Origin of the sequence: Paenibacillus sp. V4I9 (genome assembly GCF_030817295.1) — a bacterium.
Classification (GTDB): domain Bacteria; phylum Bacillota; class Bacilli; order Paenibacillales; family NBRC-103111; genus Paenibacillus_E.
Window position 1 is genome coordinate 1,512,960 of record NZ_JAUSZE010000001.1, and the last position, 12,754, is coordinate 1,525,713.

Annotated in this window: 8 protein-coding genes; 7 read left to right on the forward strand and 1 reads right to left on the reverse strand. The window is 48.4% G+C overall.

Features of this window, described 5'->3' with window-relative positions:
- Positions 1-2: 2 nt before the first annotated feature.
- From QFZ81_RS07225 to QFZ81_RS07250, 6 genes are all read left to right on the forward strand, one after another.
- Positions 3-926 carry a carbohydrate ABC transporter permease gene (locus QFZ81_RS07225; RefSeq protein WP_307602081.1) on the forward strand — a complete coding sequence of 308 codons (924 nt, stop codon included), beginning with the start codon at positions 3-5 and terminating at the stop codon, positions 924-926.
- A 16-nt stretch (positions 927-942) separates the two neighbouring features.
- Entirely contained in the window at positions 943-1,890 is a 948-nt protein-coding gene (locus tag QFZ81_RS07230; RefSeq protein WP_307602082.1) for a glycoside hydrolase family 43 protein, read from the forward strand.
- Positions 1,891-1,916: 26 nt separating this feature from the next.
- On the forward strand, positions 1,917-4,622 hold the full coding sequence (locus QFZ81_RS07235) for a glycosyl hydrolase family 95 catalytic domain-containing protein (RefSeq protein ID WP_307602084.1): 2,706 nt from the start codon (positions 1,917-1,919) through the stop codon (positions 4,620-4,622).
- 378 nt (positions 4,623-5,000) lie between these two features.
- A complete protein-coding gene (locus tag QFZ81_RS07240; protein WP_307602086.1) occupies positions 5,001-8,159 on the forward strand; it encodes a discoidin domain-containing protein in 3,159 nt (1,052 codons plus the stop codon).
- A gap of 19 nt (positions 8,160-8,178) precedes the next feature.
- Positions 8,179-8,610, forward strand: a complete 432-nt coding sequence (locus QFZ81_RS07245) for a LamG domain-containing protein (RefSeq protein ID WP_307450000.1) — start codon at positions 8,179-8,181, stop codon at positions 8,608-8,610.
- Between the two features lie 65 nt (positions 8,611-8,675).
- Positions 8,676-8,960: a hypothetical protein gene (locus QFZ81_RS07250; RefSeq protein ID WP_307446089.1), complete on the forward strand. Its 285-nt coding sequence runs from the start codon at positions 8,676-8,678 to the stop codon at positions 8,958-8,960.
- Positions 8,961-9,069: 109 nt separating this feature from the next.
- On the opposite strand, the gene QFZ81_RS07255 is transcribed toward QFZ81_RS07250, so the two are convergent.
- The gene (locus QFZ81_RS07255) at positions 9,070-9,918 is read right to left on the reverse strand and encodes an AraC family transcriptional regulator (protein WP_307602088.1); all 849 of its coding nucleotides are present in this window, start codon (positions 9,916-9,918) and stop codon (positions 9,070-9,072) included.
- Positions 9,919-10,069: 151 nt separating this feature from the next.
- On the opposite strand from QFZ81_RS07255, the gene QFZ81_RS07260 reads away from it, so the two are divergent.
- A complete protein-coding gene (locus QFZ81_RS07260) occupies positions 10,070-12,742 on the forward strand; it encodes a glycoside hydrolase family 2 protein (protein ID WP_307602090.1) in 2,673 nt (890 codons plus the stop codon).
- Positions 12,743-12,754: the final 12 nt, after the last annotated feature.

The following is a 12,754-nucleotide window of genomic DNA, read 5'->3' on the forward strand; positions in this document are numbered from 1 at the left end:
TTATGGTTGGAGGCAAGTCTCTAGGAGAACGTGCTTTTAATATATCGAATATCTTGATCATGATTGTCCTGATGTTTTTGACCATCTATCCGTTTTGGTATGCGGTCATCAGTTCCTTGAACGGGGGGGCGGATTTGATTCGGGGACCCGTATTTTTTTGGCCCCGGCAATTTACATGGGCAAGCTGGCAAACCGTTTTGGCGGATCGTGGAATGCTTCTGGCGACATGGATCACCGTGTCGCGGACAGTCATCGTTACGTCCGTGTCCATCTTGTACACAGCGCTGTTCGCCTACGCCTTCTCTAGGCCTTATTTGAAAGGGAAGAAGTGGTATGCGGTCATTGGATTTACCAGCATGTATTTTAGCGGCGGGCTGATTCCTTCCTTTATGCTGATCAATTGGTTGGGGCTGTACGATAGCTATTGGGTATATATTATCCCTTCGTTGTTTGCCGGTTTTTTCAATGTAATCATTCTCAACGCGAATTACAAGGGGATTCCCGATTACCTGTTCGAGTCGGCAAAAATGGATGGCGCCAGTGAATTTAGAATCTTTCTCCAAATTGTTGTACCTCTATCGAAGCCGGTTTTGGCCGCATTATCCGTTTTCGCGGCAGTAGGTGTATGGAATGACTACGGGACAACGTTGTACTTCACGCAATCCAACAGTTTGCAAACGCTGCAGTATGTGATATTGAGATTGCTGCAGACTTCCTCTGCGGCCGAGCAAATGCAAAACACACTTTCAGTCACCAATATGCGAGTGGCCGAGTTGCTGAACTCCGCTAAAGGTTCAGGATTGGTGACGGCGCAGACGATCGAACTGTCGGCGATGGTCATCGCATCAATTCCCATGATTATTATGTACCCATTTGCGCAACGGTATTTTGCCAAAGGCGTTCTGCTCGGGTCGGTGAAAGGTTAATTTGGAGGGATTTTCTATGACCATTAAGGAAATATACGCCGGGTATCTGTTCGTTCATTTTACCGACGATGAGGGCCAAGGCGGTGGAGAGGAAATCTATTTTGCTTTAAGTCAGGGGAACGATCCGCTGCATTGGCAGGAACTGAATGGCGGTAAGCCTGTTCTTGTCTCGCAACTGGGAGAAAAGGGCGTGCGAGATCCGTTCATCATCAGGTCGCCTCATGGAGACAAGTTCTTCTTGCTGGGGACGGATCTCAAGGCGCACGGAGGAGGAGGGGATTGGTCTCGCGCCGTAAACGAAGGCAGCCGATCCATCCTGATATGGGAATCGCAGGATCTGATACACTGGTCCGAGCAGAGGATGGCCCAAGTCGCGCCTCCGGATGCGGGCTGCGTGTGGGCGCCGGAAGCGTTCTACGATGCCGATTCGGAGCAATATTTCGTCTATTGGGCCTCCATGCTTGGAGATAAGGAAGCAGAACGCGACAAAGGCCGGTATCACCGCATGCTGGTTGCAAGGACCAAGGATTTCGTGAATTTTTCGGAGCCAGAGGTCTATATCGACTACGGGGTTTCTGTTATTGATACGACGATGATTCAGGAAGGCGGAAGGATATTCCGCTTCTCCAAGAAAGAAGGTCTTACCAGTGTGTTCCAGGAGACGGGGAATTCGTTCTTTGATCCGAACTTTACCCCGATCCGGGAAAATATCGGGCAGGAATGGATGAAACGCGGCGAAGGTCCGATCGTGTTTAAGTCCAATGAGGAAGACAAGTGGTACTTATTCATTGATGAGTACGGATTCAGAGGATATCTGCCGCTGGTAACGACGGATCTGAATTCGGGCGTATGGACGATGCCTGCGGAATTCTCGTTGCCAACCAAGCCGCGTCATGGGTCTGTTATGCCGCTTACGTGCTCCGATTACAAGCGATTGCTTACCCATTACGGCAGGGACCTATAATTAAATCAAGCACAAGGAGAATCATAATGACGAAAGAATCGAAAACAGCGCGCCTGTACCTGAAAGGAAATTACGTCAATACCTATACGGAGGTTCCAGCGTCCAATCCCGTAGAGGCGTGGCGGGACGGTATGGTTAGCGGAAACGGTGAGAACGGGTACGTCACGTCCGGATCGCCGTATACGGACAGCTTTATTTTCCAATACATGTGGTACAACTTTCCGTCCCCGGATCCAAGAGAGATTCCGGAAGAATTAACGGGACAGCTTGAGGATGCCAGACGGAATGTTTTTAACCAAAATGATCAATGGATCATTACATTTCCGGACGGTACCAGGAGAGAGCGAACCTTTTTTTACGGCTACCATCCAGGTCACCAGCTCAGGCTAAGCATGACGAATAAGGGAACCGTATCCGATTATACAAGATGGACCAATTATGAGACGGCCGAAACCGGCGTGCATTATACCGATGAATGGGGTGAGTGGATCCGAACCTCGTTTACATCCAGAGAAGACAATGTGTCGATTACGAAGATCGAACAATCCACTGCGGGCGCAAAAATCAATATGCTGTTCTCTATTGATGACATTTCGGGTATGAACAGGGTCAATGACGAGACAAGGGCTCTCCGATACAAAAAGCTGGTGGACCCAAATGCCGACTATATCGCCCAGATTGCCCATTATCCTTCTTATCCGGGCAGCGAGCTGATTGACGGAGGATATGCAGGCCTGACGCGTATAATCGTCATAAACGGAAGCAAAAAAATCGTGCAGCTCGCCGATACGAATGAACCGATGAACATCGGGGACGTGCAAAATCCCGGCATTCAAGTCATCGAAGCCGACGCTGTTTATCTCATCACGCAATCGAACCGGACCTTCGACATGGGGGATTTTGAGGATTTTGCCGGAACGGCGCAATATGCCCTCCTTGACGAACTCATCGAAAACACGAATTCCGCAGCGGAAAAATATAAAGACCCTTCCGGTCATTTCGATTATAACGCTGCTCTTGCGCCGCATGCTGCGAAACATGCCGAGGAGTTTAACGCTGTACGTTTTTCTCTTTCGGGGGATGAGGATGACAAGGGCGCAGACAACGAAGCGTTAATAAACACGCAAAAGGCATCCCCAACCAGAATCAATCATGCTTTTATGGAGCAGGTGTACAATCAGGGACGAAATGCCATGATATGCTGCAGCGGTTCAAGCGCACCGCGGCTGTACGGGATGTGGACCGGAGAGTGGAACCCTGGCTGGCGTGCTATCTATACACTCGACGCGAACGTGAATTTGCAGGTATCAGCCATGAATACGGGCCACTTGACGCTGGCGCAGCTCGGATACATTACATTCTTCCTGAGAAACACGCCGGACTTCGAATACAATGCGCGAATGTCTTACGGCATGCATGATGCGCTGCAGGTGTCGGTCAACTCGGACATCGACCGCGCAATGCATGTGGAATACGACAATGACTTCCCGTTTCAATATTGGAATGCAGGGGCAAGCTGGTGCCTGCTTCCCATATTCGAGTATTGGCAGTGTTACGGCAACCGCCAGATTCCCATCCATGAGAAAATGAGGATCCACGATCTGAAGCCGCTGCTCCATGTAAGGGATGGGGGGATGACGGATGAGGAATTCAGTCGGTTGATTGAACAGGGATACCTGGATTTGGAGCAGGATATTTTGCTTCCGCTGCTGACAAAACAGGCAAACTTCTGGGAGCAGCTATGTACGCCGGAGTACTTTACGGACATACACGGCAATGCCCGCTATGAGGAAGGCAAGACGGCGCTGAATCCGGGCGAGAAATATTTGCTCATCCCCACCTATTCGCCGGAGAATAACCCGATCGGTTACAACAGCACGATTACGGCCAATGCCACCATGGACATTTCTGCGGCACGGGACGGATTGAATATGGTCATCGCCATAGAGAAAGCAGTAAAGCGCGAAGGGTTTGCCGCCGCAGTAGCCAGGTGGGAGACGTTGCTGGAGCTGCTGCCGGCTTATAAGCTGGATCAGGATGGCGCATTACGCGAATGGGCGATGAATGAATACACCGAGAATAACAACCATCGTCATTTGAGCCATCTCTACCCGGCATGGCCTGCGTATGAAACGCAGAATAATATGGAGCTGACTCAAGCTGCGAATATCGCTCTCGAGAACAGAAATAAATACAATACGCACGACGCCACAGCGGGGCACGGCTGGATGCACAAGGCACTGGTCTGCGCCCGATTAAAAAACGGCAACGAGGTCGTCTCTTCCCTGCTGCCGATGATGACGGATTCCGGTTACTACACTTCCTTGATGACAGACCACGACACAAACCGAAGAAACAGAAGCTATTGCACGGATACGTTATTCGGCACAGTGGGAGCCGTTAATGAAGCGCTGCTTTTCTCGAATACCGGGGAAATCGAGGTTCTTCCGGCGCTGCCCGCCGATTGGAAAGCGGGGTCCATTCAAGGGCTGATGGCAAGAACCCGGGCGGAGGTCAGAGACTTATCCTGGAACCTGACATCCAACATCCTATGCGTTACTTTAATATCGGCTGCAGATGATAATGAAATCAAATTCAAAGCGGGTATTCCTTGGACGAAAGCACTGGTCAACGGAGAAGAAGCGGCGGTACTGGAGGATGGGAATGACAAGTATATCCTCTTGAAGCTGAATTCCGGTACAGAAGTCACAATCGAATTTACTTTGGTCTGACAGATAACAGGTTTGAAGTATAAAAAACAAACGGCATACAAAGCGGATATGTCGTTTGATTTTATACTACGTCTGGAGGTGAGGGCAAAAATCAAGTTAGTTATCCATTCTTTTGGCATCGCTTACAGTATTCGGGTTCGCTATCGTTTAGTCTTCCCGCAGAAGTACATGCCACCTGCACGACATTGGTTACCTATCCAAACCCTCCAGACGGAGCGGCGCTTATAAGGTTCAATGCTCATGTGAAAGGGGTGATTAATGGATTTAGGTTTTTTATATATTTGCCGAATAGAACACTCAAAAAGAGAAAGGGTTGAAAGCATGGGTAAAAGTTTGTTTTTTAACAGTAGTAATAAAATGTCCAGGTTGTTTTCTTTTATGCTTGCGTTTGTAATCGCATTCATTCCAATGACGTTTAACTTTCCGACAAAAGTTGAGGCGGCTACGACATTAACGGTATATCCTGCCCCAGCGGGTGTCCCCCTTAACGCCGATTATACGGTGAAAGTACGGGAAACGGGCGGAGTCTGGCAGGATCTGGATGAGTATAGAAACACTGTCGGGTATCCTACGAAAACAAATGCTTCCTTTGTTTATTTCGATACGGACGGTCAGGTCGAGATGTCAGTGACCTATAACATAGGAACGATTACATCGTCTCGAATTCGTGGTTTAAACACGGAGATTACCCCTAACATCAACGGCAATACGATGACATTTTCCATATCTGGTCCAATGAAGCTCTCTGTAGAAGTGAACGGGAATGTAAATAAGCATTTAATGATCTTTGCAAATCCATTGGAAGTCAATCCTCCAAGCCCTAGTGACCCGAATGTCATTTATCTTGGTCCCGGTCTTTATCAACAGGACTATACCGTGCCTAGCGGCAAGACGCTTTATATTGCTGGCGGAGCGGTCGTCCAAGGCGGCATTATTTTGGATAATGCCACCAATGCCAAAGTTATAGGCCGCGGTGTACTTGACCGTCCTGCGGGAAGAGCTATATCTATTGACTATTCGAACCAAATCACGGTTGATGGGATCATCGTGAGTAATTACGGCAGTGCGGATGGCGGCGGTTGCGCGATAAATGCCGGAAATTCATCCAATGTTCTAATCAATAACTTTAAAGCCTATGGCTCTAATAAATGGGGGGATGGGATAGATACATTTGCCTCTACCAATATTACCATCAATGATTCATTTATACGCAGTCATGATGATTCGGTCGCGATCTATAATGCGCGCGCTAATGGCGGAAGAATCTGGTATGGCGATACCAAAAATATTACGGTAACGAACTCTATTCTGATGCCCGATTTTGCTCGTCCAATCAATATGGGTACTCATGGTTTTACATGGGCGCCTGGCGGCGGGCAAACAATAGAAAATGTTACTTTCTCCAATCTGGACCTCTGGATATACAATGGTGGACAGCGGATACAGTTTATTTCCGCGGATGGGAATCTGATCCAGAATGTTAACTTCAATGACATTCGGATCGATGATACCAGAGAAGGCCGATTTTTAGTTATGCAGACCAAAAGTTGGGATTATGGCCCTGGGCGTGGAATTAACAATGTTCATTTCAAGAATCTCTCCTATACCGGCAGTGGTACAGGCGGTAATCCGATTGAAGGCTACGATTCCACCCGTAAGATTCAAAATATAACATTTGAAAATTTAAAAATGAACGGAACGGTCATTACGAATGCCGCTCAAGGGAATTTTACTACGAACGGCAATACCAGCAACATTAACTTTATTGCTTCCGGAGATCCTGTACCCGAAGCAATACCGCAATTTCCATCGCCGGCTCCAATCAATCTGGCGTTGAACAGGAGCGCCAGTGCGTCTAGTTCGCAGTCAGGACACCCGGCTTCCAGCGGGAACGACGGCAGCACAACGACCCGTTGGACCGCCAATGATGGAAATACCGGCCATTGGTGGACGGTGGACCTGGGCGCAAGCAAGGATATTACCCGTGGTACCCAGGTGATGTGGGAACAGATCGGCAAAGCCTATAAATACAAGATTGAAACATCCAATGACAATGTCAATTGGACCTTAAAGGTTGACAAGACCGATAATACCAGCACGGATCAAATCCAGAACGATGTCTTTGTGGGTACTGCCCGGTATGTCAGAATTACCGTGACCGGATTGCCAAGCGGTAATTGGGCCAGCTTCTACGATTTTAAGGTGCTTGGAGAAACAGTTAATCTGGCGGAGAACAAGGCCGCCAGTTCGGATAGCACACTTACAGGAATTCCAGTTTCTAGAGCAGTCGACGGTAACTCGATAACTCGTTGGATTGCTGCTGATGGAGCTGCTGGTCATTGGGTGAAGGTGGACCTTGGCTACATCAAGAATATTACCTATGGAACCCAGGTGAGCTTTGAAAAGAGCGGTGTCGCTTACCAGTATAAGATCGAAACATCAAAGGACAATACCAATTGGACCTTAAAAGTTGACAAGACCAATAATACAAATACGGAAAAGGTTCAAACCGATTATTTTACGGATAATGCCCGCTATGTCAGGATAACCGTCACCGGGTTGCCAAGCGGTACTTCGGCCAGTTTCTACGATCTCAAAGTCTTTGGAGACCCGGTCAACTTGGCGTTGGGTAAGACCGTAAGTTCGGACAGTTCGCAGTCGACCAATCCGGCTTCCAATGGGAACGATGGGATTATGACGACCCGTTGGAGTGCGAATGATGGGAATACGGGCCACTGGTGGACGGTAGATCTTGGATCAAGCAAGTGGATTACCGGTACTCAAGTGATGTGGGAGAAGCTTGACTCCTATTACAGATATAAGATTGAAACATCGAATGATAATGTCAACTGGACCACGAAAGTTGACAAGACCTGGTATGGAAATACTGCTCAAGTCCAATCCGATTACTTTGTTGCAACCGCCCAGTATGTCAGGATTACCGTTGCTGGAGTACCAAGCGGTGCTACTGCCAGTTTCTACGATTTCAAGGTTTTTGGAACGTTTAATGGACCGACCGTTTATGAGGACATTCAATATGGAGGAAAGGCCGTAACGCTGGACTTGGGCAACTACACGCTAGCCCAAATGCAGGCGGCAGGAATCGCAAATGACAACATCTCGTCCATCCAGGTACCTGCCGAGTATAAGGTCGTCGCTTACAGTGATGACGGATTCAGCGGCACATCCTGGACGATTACATCGGACAATCCAAGTATGATTGCCAGTGGCAACAACGATATGATTTCGTCTATCAAGGTAATGTCCGCCGGACCGACGTTTTATGAGCACTATAACTATGTAGGAAATGCCGTAACGCTTCACCCTGGTCAATACACACTTGCCCAAATGCAGGCGGCAGGAATCGCCGATAACAGCATCTCGTCCATCCGTGTACCTGCTGGGTTTACGGTCGTCGCTTACAGTGATGACGGATTCAGCGGCACATCCTGGACGATTACATCGGACAATCCAGCCATGGGTGACACCGGCAACAACGATATCATTTCGTCTATCATCATTACTTCCAATCAATAGAAGGCGGCGCAACCTATAAATAGGTAGCCCGACACAGGCCTGGGTCAATCTGGATACCGTGAGCACCTGGTCGAGGATCTTCGACTTCGGTTCCGGAACATCCAAATATATGTTCCTGACGCCGCTAAACGCGACCAACGGCATCCGTTTTGAGATCAAGAACGGTTCAGCAGTGAGAACCATTGACGGAGCCGCTGCGATCGCGACAGGCGGATGGCATCATGTGGCCGTTACCCTGGACGGCACTACGGGAACGCTTTACGTCGATGGCCAGCAGGTAGGCAGCAATGCCGTAAACATTAGACCATCACAACTCGGCGCCACCACACAGAATTGGATCGGACGCTCGCAATGGTCCAGCGATCCCTATCTCGACGGACGAGTGGATGACTTCCGCATCTATAATCGTGCTTTATCCGCTGCGGAAGTAACGGCTGTGATGAACGAGTAGAATTCGGTAGTTCCGGCTGTTCCGACAGGTGGGCTGCAAACAACAGCGGTTACGGCGTTGAGCTCTTGAACCCGGGCAACTACGTAGAGCAAACGATAACCGGGCTTTCTCCTAATACGACGTACACGTTGACGGTGGATGGCAAAGGCGTATCGGGTACAGGTCAAGGCTACGCTTATGTGAAGGATTACGGCGGCACCCAGATCAACCAAAATATCACTTCCGATAATAATTTTCACAGCATGACGATTACCTTTACGACTGGACCAAACTCTACATCCGCAACGATCGGCGGTTACTGTACGGTCACAAGAATTGCGTTTGATAATTTCATCTTGAATCCGGCCTAAGTAAAGCGGCGATTTCGAAAACAATAGCAACAAAACTGACCCTGAGATTGAAATGATTTCAGGGGCAGTTCTTATGAATTGATTCGTAATGTGACGGGAATCACGGTTTTTAAGAATCCACTTCGTGATACGAATGATTCTTTCGAAACTCACTTGGCGTGATGCCTTCCATCATCATAAATATTTTGTTGAAATAACTTGCGCTGGGATAGCCAGATGCCATTGCAATTTGATTGATTGGCATATTCGGGCTGCTTAGCAGCATTTGTTTGCTGTTTAGAATCCTGCATTTCGTTATATAGGCAAGAGGAGTCATCTTGGTTACCTTTTTGAAAAGGCTGCAGAAATAATTGGGAGTCAGTCCAGCTTGTTCCGCCCACTCTTCCATGACAAAAGGGAGATGCGAGTTTTTTTGCATGATAGGAAGGAGCCCAATGATTCGGTCGATTTTTTCTTTTCCCCTTCTATTGGAGAATGGAATGGCGTTGCTTGTAAATTCTGCAAGCACCGAATAGGTTAACGAAGAGAGCTTGGTTGGTCGCGAAAAATTATTCCTTTCAATCTCTTCCAGCAATTCAAGAAAGGATTGTTCCAACGGCTCAATATCTTTTATAAACCAAATTGCCGAATCGTGAAAGCCTCTCTCCAATAAAAAATCCGTCAGCTTGCTTCCGTTAAATTGCATCCAATAGATGTCCCACCGATCATCTTCCGAAGTATAGTAGCGCATCCTTTGAAACGGCACATGAAGAAATGCATCCCCATGTTTTAGCGTATAGACCGTATCGTTCAATTCGATATATCCCTTGCCGCCTACTATTAAATGCAAGCTGATATCTCTTACTCCAGCCTCTCGACAGACGTTATGATGATCGGGGCATGTATACCGACCGACGGAATGAGGAAAACAGAAAAAGTTTAGCTCATCGAATTGGGGCAAAAAATATTCGCGTTTCATAACAGAAGCACTCCCAAAAAGTAGTTTAGTTATATTGTCCGTAATATTCTATTATTTCTAATATAGATTTTGTGGGATATAATTTCAACATGGAAAGTAATTTTGTTTTATTGGATATACGTTTTAATCATCTTGAGAGTGAGTGATAAGATTGGGACACAAAGATCTTCGGACAATAATCAATGTCAACAGGGAATGGAAGTTCATTCGCGGAGACTGGGAAGGATTTAGCGATCATGGGCCGGAACAAGTGGATTATGACGATGCCGCATGGAGTCATATCGGGCTGCCCCATTCTTTCAGCATCCCTTACTTTATGGAAAACGAATGGTATGTCGGATACGGTTGGTACCGTAAACATGTGGAGATGGATTCGGACTGGGACAACAACAAGATCGTTCACTTAGAGTTTGAAGGCGTGTTCCAGATAGCGGAAGTATATGTCAACGGCAGCTTGGCCGGTATGCATGAAGGCGGATATACCGGGTTCAGTATCCATATCACCGAGTTTCTGCGCCCAGGAGACAATGTCATTGCCGTTCGCGTGAATAACGAATGGAACGGTCAAATTGCGCCGCGTTCCGGGGAGCATACTTTCTCCGGCGGCATTTATCGGGATGTAAGCTTAACCGTAACGGAGCCTCTTCATGTCGCTTGGAACGGTACGTTTGTTTCCACTCCCTTGCTCGCTTCCGGCGATGATGATGTGCAAATGAAGGTGCGGATGCAAACGGAGGTCATCAACCATTCGGGCACAGACAAATTGGCCACGGTTCGCACGATCGTTACAGATCATCAAGGTCAAGTGCTGACCGAAATGGAAAGTACGCATAACGTGAGGGCCGGCGGGGTGCAGCAGTTTGATTCCGTTAGCGAACCGATTCTGAATCCGCGACTTTGGTGTCCGGAAGATCCGTACCTTTACCGTATTTCAACCGAAGTAGTCGCTGATGGAGCCGTTACCGATGTTTATGAGGATAAGATGGGCTTCCGATGGATGGAGTGGACGGCTCACGAAGGATTTTATTTGAATGGCAAGCATGTGTATTTAAACGGGGCGAACGTTCATCAGGATCAGGCCGGCTGGGGAGATGCGGTTACCCAAGCAGCCATTTACCGCGATGTCAAAATGATCAAGGATGCGGGAATGAACTTCATTCGGGGCAGCCATTACCCCCATCATCCGGCTTTTGCCCGCGCTTGCGACTACTACGGCATTCTATTCTGGTCTGAAGCGACCTTCTGGGGAATTGGCGGAACGGCTGGCGACACGGGAGAGCAGACACATTGGGGGAAGTGCAGCGCTTATCCGGTACTGGAAGCGCACCAAAAGGGCTTCGAACAAAGCGCCATTCAGCAATTGAGCGAAATGATCCGCATCAATCGAAATCGTCCAAGCATTATCGTATGGAGCATGTGCAATGAGCCGTTCTTCAGCCATGAATCCGTCAAGGAGAAGGCGATTGATCTCATTAAGAAAATGGTGAAAGTATCGCACGAGGAAGACCCGACACGTAAAGCGGCAGCCGGCGGCGGGCAAAGGTGGAATTTGGACCAGCCGGAGATTTCGGATGTTGCTGGTTTGAACGGGGACGGCGGAGGCTTCTATCTGAAGTGGGATGGCGATGAGCGGGTCGATGATCCGGAATTGGATCGTCCGGAATGCCCGCAAGTCATTTCCGAATATGGAAGCGAAGTGATGGATCGGCCCGGAAAATATCGTCCGTTCTACGATCACGTCTCGGCAAGTCAAGCCGCTCCGTATCGTTTTGCCGCTCCCAAATGGCGCAGCGGTCAAGCCGTGTGGTGCGGATTCCATCATGGCAGTCTGGCAAACGATATGGGGCATATGGGAATTATCGACTACAATCGGCTCCCTTTGCGCAGTTGGTATTGGTACCGGTTTAATTATTTAGCCAAACAAGCGGGCGCAGGTGATCATAACCTTGCCTATTTAGGAATCCGGCCGCCTGCTCCCGGCAGCTCCGAACCGGAATGGCCAAAACCGGGAACGCCTAATAAGATCAAATTATATGTTGGTGTAGGAAGCAAAACAACGATAAAGAACGATGGCACCGACGATACTCAGCTCGTTGTAGAACTGGTAGATATAAATGGGAAGCGGGTGGATGCAACTGCCGATGTAACGCTTACGATCATATCCGGTCCCGGCCAATTCCCGTCTTACGATCCTAAATTCATAAACGCCGAATCGGGACTCACCATCATTGAAGGACTAGGGGCTATTACGTTCCGTTCTTATTATGCGGGCGAAACGGTCATAGCGGCGACTTCGCCCGGTTTGCAAGGAGCGGCATTGCTTGTCACAACGGTTGGTGATGGCACTGAAATGGAGCCGGACATGACGATACCTCGGATTCAGACGGGCAATCAGGATAAATCCAGGTTCAGCATAGAAATGCTCGATCTCGCTACGCATCGGCCAACTCGAGCAAGCAGCGAAGCCAAAGGATTTGCTAAGAGCAATGCTAACAATGCCGACCCGAGCACTTCATGGAGAGCTAGCAGCATAAACCCCGGGGAATGTTGGACGCTCGATTTGGAGGGGGTCAAGTATCCGAAACGGGTCGAGCTGGAGTTTGATTGCGGAGGGTTATATCAGTTTGTACTTGAAGGGTCCAGCGACGGAAATAGATGGAGTACATTGCTTGATTATCGCAATAATAGAGAAGAGATTGATAGCGTGATCGAGTTACTCGCCCCGAATGCTTGCCGTTACGTGAAAATTTTATACACGGCTTTGCCGGCAGGAGTGCCTGCAAATCTGAAATCGTTTGGATTATTGGGTATGAACAACGAGTAAACACCAACATTT

Excerpts from the sequence above, each read along its gene's own strand:
- QFZ81_RS07225 (WP_307602081.1), top strand. The coding sequence starts at position 3 with ATGGTTGGAGGCAAGTCTCTAGGAGAACGTGCTTTTAATATATCGAAT.
- QFZ81_RS07230 (WP_307602082.1), top strand. The coding sequence starts at position 943 with ATGACCATTAAGGAAATATACGCCGGGTATCTGTTCGTTCATTTTACC.
- QFZ81_RS07235 (WP_307602084.1), top strand. The coding sequence starts at position 1,917 with ATGACGAAAGAATCGAAAACAGCGCGCCTGTACCTGAAAGGAAATTAC.
- QFZ81_RS07240 (WP_307602086.1), top strand. The coding sequence starts at position 5,001 with ATGCTTGCGTTTGTAATCGCATTCATTCCAATGACGTTTAACTTTCCG.
- QFZ81_RS07255 (WP_307602088.1), bottom strand. The coding sequence starts at position 9,918 with ATGAAACGCGAATATTTTTTGCCCCAATTCGATGAGCTAAACTTTTTC.